Source organism: Mycoplasmopsis cynos (assembly GCF_900660545.1).
GTDB classification, from domain to species: Bacteria; Bacillota_I; Bacilli_A; order Mycoplasmatales; family Metamycoplasmataceae; genus Mycoplasmopsis; species Mycoplasmopsis cynos.
The window spans coordinates 778612-798610 of sequence record NZ_LR214986.1; the positions used below are offsets into that span (position 1 = coordinate 778612).

18 protein-coding genes are annotated in these 19999 nt (G+C 26.3%); 6 read left to right on the plus strand and 12 right to left on the minus strand.

Translation table 4 applies throughout. From position 1 onward, the window contains the following. Window positions 1-4 precede the first annotated feature (4 nt). From EXC48_RS03525 to rpsF, 6 genes are all read right to left on the minus strand, one after another. On the minus strand, window positions 5-793 hold the full coding sequence (locus EXC48_RS03525; RefSeq protein WP_041593814.1) for an ABC transporter permease: 789 nt from the start codon (window positions 791-793) through the stop codon (window positions 5-7). Next, complete coding sequence (locus EXC48_RS03530; RefSeq protein ID WP_129720828.1) at window positions 786-1619, minus strand: ABC transporter permease; 834 nt, start codon at window positions 1617-1619, stop codon at window positions 786-788. The genes EXC48_RS03525 and EXC48_RS03530 overlap by 8 nt, the downstream gene beginning before the upstream one ends. Further along, on the minus strand, window positions 1609-2979 hold the full coding sequence (locus EXC48_RS03535) for an ABC transporter ATP-binding protein (protein WP_129720830.1): 1371 nt from the start codon (window positions 2977-2979) through the stop codon (window positions 1609-1611). The genes EXC48_RS03530 and EXC48_RS03535 overlap by 11 nt, the downstream gene beginning before the upstream one ends. A gap of 323 nt (window positions 2980-3302) precedes the next feature. Next, complete coding sequence (gene rpsR, locus EXC48_RS03540; protein WP_015287546.1) at window positions 3303-3563, minus strand: 30S ribosomal protein S18; 261 nt, start codon at window positions 3561-3563, stop codon at window positions 3303-3305. A 12-nt stretch (window positions 3564-3575) separates the two neighbouring features. Continuing rightward, window positions 3576-4109, minus strand: a complete 534-nt coding sequence (locus tag EXC48_RS03545) for a single-stranded DNA-binding protein (protein ID WP_129720832.1) — start codon at window positions 4107-4109, stop codon at window positions 3576-3578. A gap of 26 nt (window positions 4110-4135) precedes the next feature. Further along, window positions 4136-4564, minus strand: a complete 429-nt coding sequence (rpsF, locus tag EXC48_RS03550) for a 30S ribosomal protein S6 (RefSeq protein ID WP_129720834.1) — start codon at window positions 4562-4564, stop codon at window positions 4136-4138. 239 nt (window positions 4565-4803) lie between these two features. Here rpsF and topA point away from each other — a divergent pair, with 239 nt between their 5' ends. Continuing rightward, on the plus strand, window positions 4804-6630 hold the full coding sequence (gene topA / locus EXC48_RS03555) for a type I DNA topoisomerase (protein WP_129720836.1): 1827 nt from the start codon (window positions 4804-4806) through the stop codon (window positions 6628-6630). A 62-nt stretch (window positions 6631-6692) separates the two neighbouring features. On the opposite strand, the gene EXC48_RS03560 is transcribed toward topA, so the two are convergent. From EXC48_RS03560 to EXC48_RS03585, 6 genes are all read right to left on the minus strand, one after another. Beyond that, the gene (locus tag EXC48_RS03560; RefSeq protein ID WP_129720838.1) at window positions 6693-8159 is read right to left on the minus strand and encodes a DUF2130 domain-containing protein; all 1467 of its coding nucleotides are present in this window, start codon (window positions 8157-8159) and stop codon (window positions 6693-6695) included. A 299-nt stretch (window positions 8160-8458) separates the two neighbouring features. Further along, the gene (locus tag EXC48_RS03565) at window positions 8459-9646 is read right to left on the minus strand and encodes a phosphopentomutase (RefSeq protein ID WP_129720840.1); all 1188 of its coding nucleotides are present in this window, start codon (window positions 9644-9646) and stop codon (window positions 8459-8461) included. 126 nt (window positions 9647-9772) lie between these two features. Beyond that, entirely contained in the window at window positions 9773-11467 is a 1695-nt protein-coding gene (locus tag EXC48_RS03570) for a coiled-coil domain-containing protein (RefSeq protein WP_129720842.1), read from the minus strand. Between the two features lie 217 nt (window positions 11468-11684). Beyond that, on the minus strand, window positions 11685-12263 hold the full coding sequence (locus EXC48_RS03575; RefSeq protein ID WP_129720844.1) for a hypothetical protein: 579 nt from the start codon (window positions 12261-12263) through the stop codon (window positions 11685-11687). After that, window positions 12244-12954 (minus strand): 23S rRNA (guanosine(2251)-2'-O)-methyltransferase RlmB, encoded by a 711-nt coding sequence (gene rlmB, locus EXC48_RS03580; RefSeq protein WP_129721086.1) that lies wholly within the window; start codon window positions 12952-12954, stop codon window positions 12244-12246. The genes EXC48_RS03575 and rlmB overlap by 20 nt, the downstream gene beginning before the upstream one ends. A gap of 34 nt (window positions 12955-12988) precedes the next feature. Further along, window positions 12989-14209, minus strand: coding sequence for a class I tRNA ligase family protein (locus EXC48_RS03585; protein ID WP_129720845.1), 1221 nt, complete (start codon window positions 14207-14209; stop codon window positions 12989-12991). Window positions 14210-14299: 90 nt separating this feature from the next. On the opposite strand from EXC48_RS03585, the gene argS reads away from it, so the two are divergent. The 5 genes from argS to EXC48_RS03610 all read left to right on the plus strand — a co-directional run bounded on the left by argS (window position 14300) and on the right by EXC48_RS03610 (window position 19950). After that, window positions 14300-15952, plus strand: coding sequence for an arginine--tRNA ligase (gene argS / locus EXC48_RS03590; protein WP_129720847.1), 1653 nt, complete (start codon window positions 14300-14302; stop codon window positions 15950-15952). A 144-nt stretch (window positions 15953-16096) separates the two neighbouring features. Beyond that, window positions 16097-16363, plus strand: a complete 267-nt coding sequence (gene rpoE, locus EXC48_RS03595) for a DNA-directed RNA polymerase subunit delta (protein ID WP_015287560.1) — start codon at window positions 16097-16099, stop codon at window positions 16361-16363. A 15-nt stretch (window positions 16364-16378) separates the two neighbouring features. Continuing rightward, on the plus strand, window positions 16379-17245 hold the full coding sequence (gene fba, locus EXC48_RS03600; RefSeq protein WP_015287561.1) for a class II fructose-1,6-bisphosphate aldolase: 867 nt from the start codon (window positions 16379-16381) through the stop codon (window positions 17243-17245). A 71-nt stretch (window positions 17246-17316) separates the two neighbouring features. After that, a complete protein-coding gene (locus EXC48_RS03605) occupies window positions 17317-17895 on the plus strand; it encodes a thermonuclease family protein (RefSeq protein ID WP_129720849.1) in 579 nt (192 codons plus the stop codon). Between the two features lie 108 nt (window positions 17896-18003). Next, window positions 18004-19950, plus strand: a complete 1947-nt coding sequence (locus EXC48_RS03610) for a DNA topoisomerase subunit B (protein ID WP_129720852.1) — start codon at window positions 18004-18006, stop codon at window positions 19948-19950. Window positions 19951-19999: the final 49 nt, after the last annotated feature.

Consider the following 19999-nt stretch of genomic DNA (forward strand, 5'->3'; position numbering starts at 1 on the left):
GATATTACTGTCTTTTTAGCTTATATATTCCGTAAATTATATTAGCTGTTAAGACGATAAAAAGCACAATTGAACCTAAAACTAAACCTCATGGTTCAAATGCACCTTCATACAATTTTGTTCCAAGTGTAGATGTGTTTGATAATGTTCTAGTGATGATAAAATCATCAAAACTAAACACAGAACTTACTACTAGTACAGTAATAATTGAAGGTATCATATAAACTAAATAAGTTTTAAATCATGAACGAATTTTTGAATAGCCCAAGTCTTGTGAAGCCTCAAAAAGATTGTTATTAAATTTTTCAGATCTTGGCAACATTAGCAAAATTCCATAAGGTAAAGTCATAATTGTGTGTCCTACAATTACTCTACCAAATCCTTCTTTATCAACTGAAACAATTCCAAAGAATGCACTAAATACTAATACTAAGCCAATTGCAGTAATATTATCAGGATTAATTAAGGGAATGTTTGAAGTAGCAGTTAATGTTGTTTTTAGTAATTTATTTTTTTGTCGATAGACAGCATAAACAGTTATTAAACTTAAAATAATAACTAAACCACTAACCACTATAGCCAAAATCAATGTATTAATTAAACTTAAATCTCTACCAGAATTAAATAAGCTCTTTCAATTTTCACTTGTCGAAGCCGTTCAAGTTGGATTAAATTCTCCTTTGGGCGTTGGTTTATTAAAACTAAAAATCACTCCAAAAACAAGTGGTACATAAACAAAAGATAAAATAATATAAATATAACTTCTTCTTAAAAAAGTAGTGAATTTATTCATAATATGCTCCTTTTTTAAGTTTAAAAATAATTTTAGGAACAATTAATAACAGTGAATATATACCAATAAATATAGTAGAAACAACAATAACCAACATTGAACCAGTACTTAAATCATACTTATTTCCGGGATTAATTTTTGAATTAATAACTGTTCCAATTAATTGATTTTGAGATCCATCTGGAAGTAATTTGGCACTTACAATAAATGTAGTAGCACTTGATAAAAAGATAATTCCAAGTCCACTAATGATTGCTCTTGTTCCGTACGGAATAATAACTTTAAAAATTGTTTGAACATTATTGAATCCTAAATCATGACTTGCTTCAATAATATTTTTAGGCATATCTTTAAATACAGTATATAAAGGCATAATCATTAAAGGAACATTTAAGTATGTTAACCCAAAAATAATAAATAATTCATTATTTAACGATTTTGGATTGCTAGCAAATACAGCCAAAGCAAGTCCTTTAATTGAATAAATTCTAGCGACAGTAAAAATTGCTAATGGACTAATTATTAGACTCAAAGCAAATATTTTAAAAATTTTGGACTTAGATATTGATACAAAATATGCATACGGGAATCCTATTAACAAACACAATAAAGCTGAAACAATTCCAATTCACAATGATCTGAAAATAATATTTCATGTATTTGCATCTTTTACAAGTACATAAGCATCAAAATCTTTAGTAGAAAAAGCACTTACTATAATCATAATTATTGGAAGAATTATTAAAAATATTGCTAACAAAAAATAAGGAATGAATAGTGAAGCTTTACCATCAAACTTAAAAAGTGATTTTATTTTAAAACTCATTTTGATTATAATTCCACTTCGGATCTTTTTTCATTAAGTGAATCGAATCAATAGTTCAACTAAGGAATACTTTTTCATCAAGATGAAACTTTTTAGCTGTTTCAACATGAAAAATATTACCTTCATCAGATTCAATTTTTAAGTAGTAATAGCTTCCTCGATATGAAATTTCTTTAACATATCCAATAATCTTATTTTCTTTTGAGGTAGTTGTATTTGAAATATCAATATCTTCTGGTCTAATTAAAACATCAACTTCTGAATTGATTTCAAATTCATCTTCATCATGAATAGTTTTATATTTCTTTCCAAATAATTTTACATTACCATCATATAAAAATTTACCATTAAAAATATTAGAGTCACCAATAAATTTTGCTACTCATATATTTGTTGGATAATCATAAATTTCTTTAGGAGTATCATATTGTTCAATAACTCCATCACGCATAATTGCGATCCTATCTGATAATTCTAGTGCTTCATCTTGATCATGAGTAACAAAAATAAATGTTAATCCAAGCTCTTGTTGAATCGTTCTTAGAAGAACCTGCATTTTTTGACGAATTTTAGCATCTAGGGCACTCAAAGGTTCATCAAGAAGTAAAATTTCAGGTTCGATAACTAAACTTCTAGCTAGTGCAACACGTTGTTTCATACCACCTGAAAGTTCACTAATCGCTTTAGTTTCATTACCGGTTAATCCGACTATATCAATAATTCTTTTAACTTTTTCATTCAACTCTTCATTAGACATCTTACGTTTAAAATACTTATTTTCATAATCTTGTGTTTTTAACTGTACAAAATTTTCTCAATAAGAATATTTAAAATCAGAATCATCTAATCAAGATTGTCGTTTGTTATATTGATATGTACCAGGTTTTAATTTTTCTAGTTCTTCAATATATTTATCTTGAATTAAATCAAGCGCTTGCATTTTTTTCTTTGCTTTTTCTTCTCAATATCTCTTTTTAATTTCTAGTGCATTTATATATTTTTGATTAATTATTTCTTTGGGAACTCTTTTGATTTTAAGTCCATATAAAATATTTCCTTCAACATTTAAATGAGGGAATAAAGCATAATCTTGAAAAATAGTTGAAACATTTCGTTTGTATGGAGAAAGATCTTTAATATCTAATCCATTGAACTTTATTTCACCACGAGTAGCTCATTCAAAACCGCCAATTAATCTTAAAATGGTTGTTTTTCCTGATCCGGATGGTCCTAATAATGTGACGAATTCACCTCTATTAATTTTTAAATCAATATTATTTAAAACAGTTTTATTATCAAAAGTTTTAACTATATTTTTTAATTCAATAATATGATTTTGTTTCTTTTTATTAATAGCCATTTTTCTCCTTTCTTTTATTTTTGGATTTAAAAAATAAAAGAAAGGGAGACGGTATCATAAAGATTCTCGCGATATTCTTCAACATCACAAGATTCACATGGATATTCCAAATCATTAAAAATATAAAAAATATTCTTAACCTCTAAAATCTGTATTAATAATGCTTTCTTTTTCATTAAAATAAATTATATTAAAATTTTAAAAATATTATTAAAAATCACAAGATTAAATGATTAAATTAATCTAATTTAGCTAAAATAAATATGAAAAATCACACAAGAAATATTGTGTGATTAACGATTTAATAGATATGTCATATTTAATTATTTTGACATCAAACGAGCACGAACAATTGTGTATGGAATTAAAGCCATAAATCTTGCTCTTTTAATTGCATTTGCAACTTTTCTTTGGTGTTTTGCACAAGTACCTGTTAATGATTTTGCCTTAATTTGACCTGTTGCAGAAATAAATTTGTTAAGAAGCTCAGTATTTTTATAGTCAACATAGTGTTGATTTTCTTCACAAAAAATACATACTTTTCTTCTACCTGCAAAAACTTTTTTACGTTTAATATATGCCATTTTTCCTCCTAATTAATCTTCATTTTCAAATAATCCAGAACCATCTTCAACAAATGCTAACTCTTCAAATTCATGCAAGTTATTTGTCTCAGGTTCTTGAGTATTTGTTTTTTCACTTTCTACTATATGAGAAGTTTCATTGTTATTTGATTGAACATTTTTAGTAGCACCCTGATTATAGTTTTGTGTTTGGGGACTGTAACTATGTGATCTTTGTTCAATTAAAGTTTTTGATTCTAAAATTTTACATTCAAGTACAGTTACATCTGTAGATCTTTGCAATTGATTTAATTGATTTGTATATTGATTAATGTGAAGTTCACCCTCAATATAAATTAATGAACCTTTTCTAGAATATTTACTCATAAATTCTGCAGTTGTTCCTCATAATACAATAGGAATAAAATCTGTTTGTCTTTCAGAATTTGCAGAAAGTCTTTTTCTTTCTACAGCAAGTGATGTTCTTGCATATGGTCTACCTTGCTTTGTAAAAGTTAATTCTATATCTTGTGTTATTCTTCCAATCAAAATTACTTTATTAATCATTTTTAAAACTTCCTTTATGAGATTAATTATTTTGTTTCAGTTTTTTCAATTCTTGGACGTAGTGGTTTTTGAATTCTTGCTGGTCTTTCTGTATTTGTTTCTGCTAAATTGTCTTTCGGTCTTCTTTCGAATACTCTCTTAAATTTTACAGGTTTTTTAGTTGCTTTTTTAGGTGATAATCCTTTTTCAGTATCAAGATTTATCACTAATGTTCTTCAAACTTCTTTTAAAATGTTTGAACGACGAGTGAATTCAGCGATGTTTTCACCTTTTGATTCAACATTAGCTAAAATATATTGTGCAAAACCAGATTTATTTATTTTGTAAGCAAGATGATTATTTTCAAGCTTTTCAGCTTTTTGAACACCCTTTCCAAAAACTTCTGCTAAAAGATCGTATGCAATTTTAACATCAGCTTTAGGATCAATAATCATCATTATTTCATATTTATTCATTTTGCTCCTCATGGTCTTTCTGAGCTATTTTTAAATAAAATTTTATTAAATAGCTAAGGAGTATTTTAGTATTTTATACTCTTATAAATTATAATATCATATTAAAATTATCAAAATTTAGATTTATTAATTAATAAGTGTATTATATAGTTAAAAAAGTTGAGTTCTCTAATAAATTTAAAAAATTATTTTTACAAAAATGATTTGGATTTATTAAAAATAATTGTATATTATTTTGTATGAAAAATTTAGTTATCGTTGAGTCACCAAATAAAGTTGCAACCATTAAAAAATATCTTGGAAATGAATTTGAAGTTGTTGCTTCAGTTGGCCATTTTCTTAAAATGAAAACAGATGGACAATTTGGGCTTGGTATTGATTTTGAAAATTGAGAACCTAGATATGCCCTAGACACATCAAAAAGAAAAGTAGTTAAAGAAATAAAAGAAGCCTTAAAAGATATTGACAAGGTATATATAGCAACTGACCCTGACCGTGAAGGTGAAGGAATCGGACAACACCTTGTTGAATATTTTAAAATCAAAAACTATTCTAGAATTAGATATAACGAAATTACAAAGGATGCAATTATAAAAGCAATTAATAATCCCTCATCGCTTAACGAAGGATTAATTAATGCACAGAAATCTCGAAGAATGCTCGATAGAATTATCGGGTTTAGATTAAGTAACTTAATGAAAGTTAAATTTAAAAATGCACCTGGTATTCCTACGGCCGGTAGAGTTCAATCAATTGCTCTTAAGTTGGTTATAGATCGTGAAAGAGAAATCCTTAATTTTGTTTCTGAAAAATACTTTAAATTAAATGCTAAAATTTATCAAAACGAGCAATTAGCATATTATTTTAATAAATTAGCAGATGATAGAAAAGATTGAATTTTGCCAAATGAAATAGATGAAATTAAAAAATATTTTGAAACTGCAAAAAAAGAATTATTAGTAACTGATGTTTCAATTTCTCGCAGAAAAGTTCCTGCAATAACACCTTTCAAACAATCGGCTTTATATAAGAAAAGTCCATTAAGTTCATCATCAACTCAATCGATTATGCAAAAGCTATATGAAGGTTTTGGTGACGGAGGTTTAATTAGTTATCCAAGAACTGATAGCACCAGACTTTCACAAGATTTCATTAATCAAGCACAGGATTACATTAATAAAAAATGAGGTAAAGAATATGTTGCTACAGAAATTAAAGGATTTAGTGGAGATCAAGACGCTCATGAAGCGATTAGACCAACTAATATCTTATTAACTCCTGAATTAGCATATCAAAAATATCCTGAATTATCTGAATCTGACTTAAAAATATATCGTTTAATATACGAAAACACCTTAATGGCTCTAATTTCTCAACCAATTCGAGAAAGTAAATCATATGAATTTGCAAATGGAAAATATAACTTTAGACAATCATTTTCAAGAATAGTTTTTGATGGTTATTATGTAATAAAAGAAAAAACACCAGAGCCAATAGATCCAGACTATCATAAAGGTCAAATTGTCAATGTTGAATCATTCAATTTTGAAGATCATGAAACTCAACCACCGGCAAGATATAATGAAGGGTCATTAATTGAAAAACTTGACAATATCAAGGTTGGAAGGCCATCAACATTTGCTACAACTGTAAATATTATTAAAAATAGAAAGTTTGTAATAAGTGAATCTAGTCAATTAAAACCAACTGAATTTGGGTTTGCTTTATGCGATTCATTAATTGCCGGATTTCCTAATATCATTAATGAGAGTTATACAGCAAAAGTAGAAGAAGAATTAGATAAAATAGCCGAAAATACTTTATTTAAAAATAATGTACTTCAAGACTTTTGAAATAGATTTCAAGAAGAAGTAATAACTGCATCAGAAAAAATAAATACCTATCATTTTTCAACAACTGAATTAGAAAGGGCTTGTCCTGAATGTGGCGGAACTTTATTAATAAGAAATAACAAAAAGGGACAAAAATTTATAGGTTGCGCAAGCTTCCCTAAATGTAAACATACAGAGAGCTATGAAGAGCAACAAGAGGACTATCAAAATTAATAATAATTGTAATAAAAGAACATTTGGCTTATATAACCTAATGTTCTTTTATTATTAAATATTTATTCTTCAGTTACTTCTTCCGAAATGTCTTTTATATTACCAATTTGTTTCTGTGCTACTTGATTAACATCAAGTAAAAAACTTTGTCTGTAAAATTTTTCTTGAAAGGCTTTATCAATTTTTTTGATTGTATTTTCTTCTATACTTCTAATTTTTTCTTTAATTTTTTCAGACTCTATTTTAATTTTATCTGCAAATTCAGAAATCTCTGACAATCTATCTTGAAGTCTTTCAAAATTATCCCTAATGTTTTTTTCAAAGAACTCTTCAAATTCTTTTATTATTCTTTCTTTTTGTTTAAAATTCATTTCCTTATATGAAATTTCTGATTGTTTTTCAAAGAGCATTCTTAACATTTTAACTAAAGAAACAAATGTCACATCTCTTACAATAAAAATATTATTATAATTTCTGGCAAAATTTATGAATATAGACTCATCAGGATTTAATTCAGTAACTAATATACCAAAATTCGCTCCATAATTTTTAATATCTTTAGCCAATTTATCATAAAAGTCTTCGTTTTTCTTTGAACCTTCATCTGTTAATTTTGCTTTAGCTTCAATTACTAATTTTCCAATAACATTGTCTTCGTTTTTCTTATCCAAGAATTCTATAACAATATCTGGCATTTTACCATTTATTGCTTGTGTTGCCTTACTGAATCTAATATTTGTATCCATACTAAAAGCGTCTTCAAGCATATTTAATAAATGATCTTCAAATTCATTCCCAATTGTTTTAATGTTATTATTTTTTCAACTTGATTTTGTCCTTGCTTCAATTAATTGTCCACTCAATTTATTAATTTCTGCTACTTTTTCATTAATAATATTGTCTTTATTGCTTTTTTCTTCTTCTAAAAACTTTATTTTTTCATCTTTATGTGATGAATCAGCATTTAGTACATTAATTTTATCTTCAAGATCTTTACGAAGTGATAGAATCTCTATTTCTTTTTCTTTTACTAGTAAAGAAATCTTATCATTAAATTCATTTTCTTTACGAGAAAGTAATTCTGATTGACTTTTTATTTTGTTTTGTAGTTCTAGGAATTCAATATTCTTCTGAAAAGCTATAAGTTCTTTTTCTTTTTTAAGAGCTTCATCTAAGTCAGTAGTAAATTTAGCTGATAATGATTTTCTATTTTTTTCAAGTTCTTCTTTTAATGAAGAATGATATTCTCTTAATAGTTCATTTTTTTCTGATTCAAATTTAATAATTAAATCATTATATTCTTTTGATTCAATAACATTTTTTGAAAAATGTTCTTTTGCTTTGTTATATATCTCTTCTTCTTTAGCTCTCGAAATAACATTTGAAGCTTCAGATATATATCTAGTTATTTCTTTTGATCCAGCATCCAAAATTTCTTTTAATGAAATAAAGTCTCCTGGTTGAGCATTTTCAAGAATTTCGAATTCCATTTCATCCAAATTTTTAATTTTAATATGTATTTTTTTCATGCAAGTTCCTTTCATTTTTTTACTGATTTAATTATATACTTTTTGAAGATTAAGAACCCAAAAAATAGGTAAATCATCATTTCTATTAGAGTTAAATATCACAGGATTCTATTATAGAAAAGCAAACTTTTATCCCTATATTATAGTCTCATACGTTTTTATAATAATTTTATTTTTATACTTGATAACAAAAACCAAGAACTATTTACATATATGATTTTCAAAAAATTTTTTTACATAAAAAACTATTTTTTCGATTTTTAATGCAAATAAAAACAAGCAAATGCTTGTTTAAATTATTAAACTAGTTGATCAAAAATATCATCACCAGTTTCTGCAACAACTTCAACATCAAAGTTTCTTGCTATTATATTTCCTAAGGTTCCTAATCCTTCGAAATTTGGTAAAACTTTCGGTTTAGTAAATGACTTAGAAAAAATAGTAGCTGGTAAAAATTCTCTTGTGTGGTTAAAACCTGGATATAATGGATCATTACCATGATCAGAAGTCATTATTAATAAATCATCTTCTTTTAAAACATTTAATAATTTACCGAGTTTATCATCTAATAAAGCAATGTTTTCTGCGTATCCTATAACATTTCTACGGTGGCCATAGTGTGAGTCGAATTGTACTAAGTTAGTAAAAATTAATTGGTTCTCACCATCTTTTTTTGCTAAATCAATTGTTATATCCATACCATTAGCATCGCCTTCACTAGGATAGTGAGTTGTAATTCCTTGACCCACAAAGATATCATTTATTTTTCCAATCGAAATAACTTCAACACCTTTATCCTGTAATCTATTTAAAATCATTTCTCTTGGTTTATTTGCATAATCATGACGGTTAAATGTTCTAGTAAAATTACCAAAATCTCCAATATATGGTCTTGCTATGATACGTCCCACATTTCATTCTGGACGTGATGAACAAATTTCTCTAGCTGCTTTAGCATAACGATATAAATTATCTAATCCTGTTCATTCTTCGTGAGCACAAATTTGTAAAACAGAGTCATTTGAAGTATAAACAATTATTGCACCACGTTCTTTTTCTTCATGAGCTAACTCATTAATAATTTCAGTACCAGATGAAGCTTTATTTCCTACAATTGGTCTACCATCAAACGCTTTTGAAAGTTCTTCTATTAATTCAACAGGAAATCCTGTTTCAGAAAAAGTCGGAAAAGGAATTAATGTTTTAATTCCCATCATTTCTCAATGACCTGCAAGTGTATCTTTTGCATTAGAAACCTCTTGGATCTTTGCCATATATGCAAGAGGTTTTGCTACATGATAATTTCCATTTAAGTCTGTTATATTACCAATTCCAAGTTTTTTTCAATTATCAATTTTAAATTCTTTTACCATTGATGCTGATTTAATAGTATTAGCGCCGGCGTCACCAAATGCTTTTTGATCACGATCTGGGCCGATACCTAATCCATCAGTAACAATCATAAATACTCTTTTAAATTTTGGCATAAATCTCCTTTAAAATACATTTATATTGTACTCTTTTATTATTAAAATAAAATTTTTTTCACTTTTACAATAATGATTTTATTAAAAAGATATATGTATTTAAATTACATATAACTTTTTTAAATATTATTTATTAATTTGTAATTTTTCTAGCTTTTTACTTGCTAATTCTAAATTATATTTGTTCCTTTGGATTTGAGTATCTATATTTGAAAGTTCTCTTTCTAGATTTTCTTTTTTTGCTCTGGTAATATTTAATTCTTTTTCAACATTCACTTTTGCTTCATTTGCTAATTTAAGATCATTCTTTAGATTTGCAATTTTTGTTTTTAAATTAGCTAAATCTTTTTCTTCATTTTTTGTTGCTTCATCAACATTTTTTAATAATTTTTCTTTGTTAGTTTTTTCTTGCTGAAGTTGTTTTACTTGTGATTTTAATTGATTTATTTCGTCTGTTTTATTACTGATTTCTTTAGTTTTTTGTCCAATTTCATTTCTTATGTTATTTTGTTTTTCTACCGCCATTTCTTTTGCTTTTTTAATATCATTGAAATCTTTTTCAGCTGTTTTAAAAGCTCGTTCTCTTTCTGAATAGTCATATTGTCATTTTGTAAAATCAAAGTTTGCATCATCAAGATAAGCTTCGATTTCTTTTCTATTTTCAATAGCATCGCGTTTTTCAAGCCCTAATACTAATACTAAATTATCTTTTTCATAATTAAATAAATATTTTTCTCTCACAAAGTCCTCTATATTTTTTAATAATGTTGGATTCAAAACACTAAGAGGGTCTTTTCAAAATTCTACGTCTTCTTTATATTCGTGTATAAGTTTTGCAGCATCAACTATATTTTTTTGTAACTTTTCTATTTCACTTGATAATTCTTTTTGCTTATTAATATTTTCTTTGTATTCAAAATAATTAATATTTTCAGGTTTTGAACTTTCTGAATGGTTTTTTAATCATTCACTTACTTCTTTAAGTTCTGAATTTATCTTACGTGATTCTACTACTCACTGTTTAATATTATAAAATTGTTTTTCAACATTTTCTTTAGATTTTAAGAACTCTTCGCTTGCATATTTTTCATCAGCATCTGATGTAATTGATTTTTCTTTTGCTTCTTTAAGTTCTTTTAATTTTATCTCTATTTTAGTAAGTTTCTTTTCTTCCTCAATATACTTTGATTTTATTTCTGCTTCGTACTTCTTGCTTTCTTCAAGTTTTTTAGCTAGTTCATTTACCTCATCATTCTTATCATCAAAAAATCCACCTGAATATTCTTTTTCAGCTTCCGCTTTCTTTTTGATTGCATCTTTTTTATCTAATTCATTTGTTTTTTGTTCAATTTCTAATTTAGTAATTTTTTCATTTTCTTTTTCTTTTGCTAAATCATTTTCTATTTTTGTTTGTTCTTTTTTATTAGTTTCTAATTTAGCTTGAAAATCATTTAATTTTTTAATTATTTCTGTCAATTCTCTTTGAAGTGGCACTTGTTTATTATTTAATAAATTAAATCTTTGCTCTAATTTTTGAATTTCTTTTTCTAATAGTTTAACATTATCTTCTTTAGTTCGAAAATCAGATGTCACTTTCTGTAATTTATTTTGTAATAAAGCATTATCTTTTTCTTTTTGTGTTTTTGATTCAAGTAAATGTTGAGCTTTTTCATTTAATGATTTGATTTCATCTTTTAATTCTTCTGAATTTTTCGATTTTGGTTTATCAAGTATATTGCATCCAATAATAGAAGAACTTGAGGCAATGATACTCAAAGGCATTGCAATACCTAATATAAGACTCATTTTCTTACTTTTCATATTATTTTCTCCATTTAATTTATGTTTAAGTATTATCAAAAACTATGGAACATAGTTGCTGTATAATTAATTTCAATATACTTTAATATATACAATAATATAATCAAAATTAATAATAAAAAACTTGTCTGTCCAAAGACACACAAGTTTTTTATTATCTTGACATGATTTTTTAAATTTAGTAAATGCATTTTTTAATAAAATACTCAAGATTCTTCTAAATAAATAAGCAGCTTGTTTTTGTTTTAATATTTTGCATCATTTCTTTTTGTTTTCAACTTGAAATTCGCGGTTTTATAAAATTTATCTTGCAGTTTAAAAGATATTTTTCTTGATCATCAAGCAAACTATTTACCTCATTTAAACTTACTTTCTTTGATTCTTCTACATTAATTCTTTGATATCGCGCATTTAGTGATGAAAGATTCATTTTATTATAACTAACTCTTGATTCAAAATCATATTGTCGATTAATTTGTCTATTAAATTTATTTAATAATTTCAACTTTAATGTACTTCAAAAATAACCCTCAAAATTTTTATATTTTGGAAATTCTTTTTGAGTCATTATCTCTCAAACTGATAATAGTAACTGATTTTTTATTTCATCACGATCAATATTATTTTTTGTATATATCCAATATATTTTATTAATTAAAAGTTTAATCTCTTTCTCATACATTATTTCAAAACGATTCAAAACTCTATTAATTGATGGAAATTTTAACTCTTTAATTTTCATAAATTTCACAAGGTCACTATTTAAAATTTCTGTGTTAATTTTTTTTATTTTCATTTTTTGCTAAAAAATCAAAAAGTATAATACCAGTTGCAACAGAAACATTTAATGATTGCACTGTACCTTTTTGATTAATATAAACATTGACATCAGATACTGATAAAACACTTTTCGATACTCCCTCTCCTTCATTACCAACAACAATAATTGATGGTAAATTATAATTAACATTTATGTGTGGAACTGCATTTTCATTTAGCGCAGTTGCATAAACTCAGTATCCGTTTTTTTTGAGCTTTGTTAAACTCGCTGATAAACTATTTACTTTATAAAAATTCATATTAACAAAACCACCAGATGAAATTTTAAGAACTGTAGAATTGATATCAGCTGAATGTTCTTTAGATAAAATAATATCTTTTATTCCTGCTGCATTTGTAGTTCTTATGATTGCTCCTAAATTATGTGGGTCTTGAATTTTATCTAATGCTAAAACTGCGGTTGGTTTATTTTTGATTAAAAAATCTAAATCTCTATAAATAAGCTCATTAATTATTGCAATAAATCCTTGATGATTTTCTTTTGTAAAAGAATTAAAAAATTTTTGGTCCTTGATTTCAATATTAATACTTTTCTCATCGAAATACTTTAAATTTTCTGGATTTAAAATAAATATTTTTTTAATTTTAATATTATTTCTATAAGCATCAAGAACTGAGTTTTTACCACACAACATTAATTCTTTCATATTTTTTGCTCCATTTTTCATAATTTTAGTTAACCTAAATTAATTTTTCTTTAATTAATATTTCTCTTATTTTGTCTGCATTAAAATAATCTTTTTTGACTAAATAATCTTTTCATTCATTATAAATTGTCACATAGTTTGAAAAATCAAACTTGTTAAACTCGAATCCTAATGAATCAAATATCTTTTTTAGTAGATTTATGCTTTCAACATTTTTTGAAGCATTTATTTCTTTAATTAAATCATTTACTGCTTTAATAAAATCAGAAAACCTCAGTTCATAAATATGCTTAATGATACTTAAAAATTCCCCATCATTATACTTAGTATTTTGATCCTTTAATAAATGAGATAAAAAATAAATCTTTCTTATTCTAGTAAGCATTATTTCAACATTATTAATCAAATTATCATCAATATTAATAATTGAAGTAATATTATTTAATAAAAAAATTAATTTTAGATGATCAGGTGAATAAACCTTTAAAAAATCTTTTGCCATAAATACATTATTTAATGACTTAGACATTTTTTGATTATTTAAATTAATTTGACCTGTTCGCAATCACCTTTTTGCAAGATCTTTATAAAATAAACTATAAAATTGTACATTCTCATTTTCATGATGAGGAAAAGTTAAATCCATTCCACCACCATGGAGATCTAATCCTTGCTCTTGAAAATGTTTATAAATTAAAGCAACACACTCTGTATGTCATCCTGGTCGACCTGGACCAAATGGAGAATTGTATTTGATTCCACTTGAAGTACTCTTTCATAAAGCAAAATCTGCCTTATGTCTTTTTTCAAAAGTAGTTTCTTCAAAAGACATATTTTCTATTTTTTGCCCAGAAATTCTACCATAATATTCTAAATTTTTTTGAGTATTAAATCATACATTACCGTTAACCTGATATGCATCATTTGTTGCAAGCATTTTATGAATAATTAAAATAATTTGGTCAATATTTTTAGTTACATATTCATAATTTGTTATAGTATCAACGTTAAATTTTTTTAAAACATCTAAGTAATCATTAGCATATTTTGTTGCCAATTCTTTTTCAGATATATGTTCTTTTGCTGCTTGAATGATAATTTTATCATCGATATCAGTGATATTATGAATGAATTTAAAATCAACATCTAATATTCTTGCAGCTTTTAACATTAAATCATATGTAATAATTGGTCTCAAATTTCCAATGTGAACAAAATTATAAACAGTAGGACCACAAACGTAAATTTTTAACATATTTATATTATAAATATTTTTTTAGTTTTATAATTTAAATATATATTTCAAAATATGTGTTTTATTTTAAAAAATAAAAAAGGAGATTCTATGAATCTAAAACAAAAACTAAAGGACATATTGAATGATTGTTTAATTGAATTTAATAATCAAAAATACTTTGATATAGATTTAAACGTTTCTGAATTAAACTATTCAATAACCGAACCAAACATCCCAGAAGAAAGTAATAAAAATCAAATTAATTATGACTTTTCAACTAATTTAGCTTTTATTTTAAAAAAATTTAAAAAGGTAGCACCAATTGAGATTGCTAACAAAATTAAGGAAAAATTATCAAATAATTCAAATATTGAAATTATTTCTGTTAGTGCACCTGGTTTTTTAAATTTTGTTTTAAATGAAAAGTTATTTAGCAGTGTTATAAAAAACGTTTTAAGACAAGGAATTAAATATGGTGCAGGTTTTGTTGAAACTAAAAAAATTAATGTCGAATATGTTTCAGCAAATCCTACTGGTTTTTTACACGTTGGTCATGTTCGGGGTGCAGTTTTTGGAGATTCATTAATTAGAGTTTTAAAACACGCTGGCCATCAAGTTGAAGCAGAATATTATATTAATGATGCAGGAAATCAAATTAATATTTTGGGTCAATCTATCTTTGTTAGATATCAGGAATTATTTAAAATTAAAGCAGAAATGCCTGAGGATTCTTATAGAGGTAGCGATATTATTTGAGCAGCAAAAAAAATTAAATCAAAATATCATGATTACTTCTTAAGTATGGATGATAAAAAATTCGAAGAATTGAAAAATATTAGTGTCGCAATACTTTTAGACAAAATTAAAAAAGATCTAAAAAAAATAAATGTTTATTTTGATACTTTTTCAAGTGAAAAAGATCTTACAAAAAATAATTTAATCGCGCCTGTAATTAAAAAATTATCAAAGTATACATATCATAAAGATGAAGCATTATTTTTAAACACAACTGCATTTGGTGATGATAAAGATAGAGTTTTAATAAAAAGTGATGGACAATATACTTACTTAACTCCTGATATTGCCTATCATGAAACAAAACTACAAAAGTCAGATTCAATTATTGATATTTGGGGTGCCGATCATTCAGGATATGTTGATAGAATGAGGATTGCGATTCAATGTCTTGGTTATAATTCAGAAAAATTAAACTTTTTAATTATTCAACTCGTAAGACTGATTAAAAATGGAAAAGAATTCAAAATGTCCAAAAGAGCAGGCACCAGTATTACACTTGCTGACTTACTTGATAATACATCATCAGATGCAATTAGATTTATGATGTTAACAAGAGAAATTAATACTAAGTATGATTTTGATATTGATAGTGCAAATTCAAAAGATGCAAGCAATCCGGTTTATAATGTCCAATATTCTTATGCTAGAACAGTTTCATTATTGAAAAATCTTAAAAAACCAAAATTGCTTAATAATATTCATTTATCAAGTAAGGCTAAAAAAATCATTTTAATTTTAGATGAATTGCCTAGTTTACTAGCAACAATAATTCAAACATCAAAAGTTAATTTATTAAGTCAATATTTATTAAATCTTTCCAACTCATTCAATAGTTTTTATGCTGAAACAAAGCTTATCAACAATGTTTATGAAGAATACTATAGTGCATTAGTAAAAGCAGTCCAAATAGTATTTAAATTAGTATTAAATTTAATTGGTGTTAGCGCGCCCAAATCAATGTAAAAAATAAAATCACTTCATTTTAAGAGTGACTTTATTTTTTTACTAGTGTAAATTTAAAGATATTTAATAGCAATAGTCATTTTAAAAAAATATTTTTTTAGTATAATATAAAAAATATTTACACAACTAAAGGTTAGGGTTTATATGAAAAATACAACAATGCTAGAGGTAGCAAGTAATCTAATTCTTAGTCAACCAAATAACAACTTTACATTTGATGAAATTTTTAATGAAGTAGAAAAAGAATTAAAAGAAATTTGAATGAAAAGATTTTTAGTTAACAATCCTAATGAAACATATGAGAAAGTTAGAGAAAAACGTATAGGTGAGTTATACCGTCTTTTAACAGTTGATAAAAAATTCCTTCGTAATGAAGATGGAACATGATGTTCTAAACACAAAAACGTTTAATTAAAGGAGTATAAAATGGCGTTAGTAAATGCAAAAGAAATGTTGAAAAAAGCAAAACAAGAAAAATATGCTATTCCCCACATAAATATTAATAATTTAGAATGAGCAAAGGCGATTCTATTAACAGCTGAAGCTGAGAAATCACCAATAATTATTGCCACAAGTGAAGGAGCAATTAAATATATGGGTGGTTTTGAAGTTGTAAGTGGAATGGTTTTAGGATTAATCAATGATTTAAACATAACTGTACCAGTTGCCTTGCACTTAGATCACGGTTCATATGCTGGAGCTAAAAAAGCGATCGAAACTGATGGATATACATCATTAATGTTCGATGGGTCACACTTAGCTTTTGAAGAAAACTACACAAAGACAAGTGAGCTTCTTGCTTTAGCTAAAGATAAGAATATGTCATTCGAAGCTGAAGTTGGAACAATTGGTGGTGAAGAAGATGGTATTATTGGTAATGGAGAATTTGCTGATCCAGAAGAAGCTAAAAAAATGGCACAATTAGGAATTGATGTTTTAGCTGCTGGTATTGGTAACATTCATGGTCCATACCCAGCAAATTGAAAATCATTAAATTTTGAAAAATTACAAGAAATATCAGGCGCAACCGGAATTGGTATTGTTTTACATGGTGGAAGCGGTATTCCAAGTGAGCAAATCAAAAAGGCTATTAGTTTAGGAGTTACAAAAATTAATGTTAACACTGAACTTCAACAAGCTAACCATAAAGCTTTAAGAGAATACATTTTAAGCGGAAAAGACCTTGAAGGAAAAAATTTCGATCCACGTAAGTTATACAAACCAGGTTTTGATGCAATGTGCAATATTGTAAGAGAAAAAATTCACGAATTTGGTTCAAATAATAAAGCATAAATAAACATAAAAATAGCACATAAATATGTGCTTTTTTTGTCCGCGTTTTTTAAAATATTTATCATAAAAATATGTGAAAATCTTTCAAAACATTTCTTAATTTCATTTACATTACTATTTTTTCTATTTTAGCTACTTCTTGTCATTTAAGTAACCAAAAAACAATAGTTGTATTTGTCAAAAAAGTAATTGATGGGGATACTATTCAAATAATAAATGAAAATAATGAATTAGAAATAATAAGACTTTACGGAATTGATACACCAGAAACACTAAAACTTAGAGTTAATGAAGATATGATCGCTAAATACGAAAACTTCTATGCTCAATTAGCTAAAAAATATCTTAAAGAACAAATTGAATCATCTAAAAATCAAATTAAAATTTCAAGAATAACAAAAGATAAATTTCATAGAACAGTTGCTTTAATTTTTAAAAATAATGAATCATTAAACTTACTAATGGTTAAAAAAGGATATGCAAGAGTTGCGTTCATCCAAGCACAAAATCCTAAAAAGCCTTTTTATACCTCGACAAATGAACAATATGAATTTTATAAAGAATTGATTAATATTGAGTTAAAAGCAAAAGAAATACAAAAGGGGATTTGAACTCACAAAGAAGCAGATGTATTTTTTAAACAGTTATAATTTAGCTAATGCTATCTAGACAAAATGAATAATTATCAAAATCAAAATAAGTGGTATAATTGTACCGTATTTATTACATATGTAATATGTAATAAAAAAGGAGTAAATATGTCTAGTAAAAACCATAATTATGATGCATCAAATATCACTTATTTAGAGGGTCTTGAACATGTTAGAAAACGTCCAGGAATGTACATAGGTAGTACATCAAAATCTGGGTTACATCATATGGTATGGGAAATAGTTGATAACTCTGTTGATGAATGTATGGCCGGATTTGCTGATAAAATATTTATCACTATTACAGAAAATAATCAAATTATTGTAGAAGATAACGGAAGAGGTATTCCAGTTGGTACTCATGAAAAATTTGGTATCAGTGCTCTTGAAGTTGTATTAACCAAATTAAACGCTGGTGGTAAATTTGAATCAAACGCTTATAAAGTAAGTGGTGGATTACATGGTGTGGGCGCAAGTGTTGTTAACGCTTTAAGTAAATCATTAAAAGCTTGAATTAAAAGAGACGGAAATATTTATTATGCAGAATTTGCTAATGGTGGAAAAGTTGTTAAACACACTGAAATAATCGGTCAATATCATGGATCAGAAACAGGAACAAAAATTCAGTTTGAACCAGATTATACAATAATGGAAAAACTTCCTTTTGATAAAGAGTTAATTGCCGACCACGCTAAACAAATTGCATATCTAAATAAAGGTTTATTTGTTAGTCTTAAAGATCATAGAGATAACTCATATCAAGAGTACCAATATCATAATGGTATTGTGGATTATATTAATGAATTAAACAAAGGTTACGTTCATTTAACTAATGTATTATATGCAAGCGGAGAATATTCATATAAACATGAAATAACAGGTAACGATGTTTTAATTGGTGTAGAGGTTGCTTCTCAATATTTAACTGACTTATATAGACCGAATTTAATTACATATACCAATAACATTTCAACTCATGAAGGTGGAACACATTTATCAGGTTTTTATGATGCTATAATGCGCCTTATTAATAATTATGCAATTGATAAAGGTTACATCAAGAATGAAAATGAAAAATTCACTAGGGATGATCTAGTTGAAGGCCTAGTTGCTGTTATATCAATCAAGCACCCTGAACCACAATTTGAAGGTCAAACAAAAGGAAAACTCGGTTCCAAAGATGCTCGTAAAGCTGTAAATGATGTTTATTCAGAAGTACTAGAAAGATTTTTAAATGAAAATCCTGATGTTGCAAAAAAAATAATTGAAAAAGCAATTTCAGCAAGAAGAAGTAGAATAGCATCGAATGCAGCGAGGGACAATGAGAGAAAAAAACTTCCATTTGAAAGTGGTTCAATGCCTGGGAAATTAGCTCCTTGTTCATCAAAAAACGCTGAAATATGTGAATTATTCATTGTCGAAGGACAATCAGCTGGAGGGTCTGCTAAAATGGGCAGAGATAAGGTTTTTCAAGCTATCTTGCCACTAAAGGGTAAAATTTTAAATACAGAAAGAGCAAAGCGCGATCGCATATTTATGAATGAAGAAATAATGTCATTAATAAATGCGATCGGCGCTGGTATTGATGACAGTTTTAATATCAATAAACTAAGATATCACAAAATAATCATTATGACTGATGCTGATGTTGATGGGGCACACATTAGAACATTATTATTAACATTCTTTTATAGATATTTTAGACCATTAATTGAATATGGTTTCATTTACATAGCACAGCCTCCACTTTATAAAATTCAACAAAATAAAACAATACTATATGCATTTAATGAAAAAGAAAAGGAAGAACATATTGCATCATTAAATCCTAATATTAAATTCACTATTCAACGTTATAAAGGTCTTGGTGAAATGGACGCGCAACAGTTAAAAGAAACAACTATGATGCCTGAAAAAAGAAAAATGCTGCAAGTACAAATTGAAGATGCTTACCGCGCTGATAGAATCTTCGAAACCTTAATGGGCGAAAATGTGGAACCTAGAAAAGAATTTATTTCTATTAATGCTAAATATGTAAAAAATATTGATTTATAAATCATAAACTATTTTAAATAAAAATAAAAATCAAGCAATTTTGCTTGAT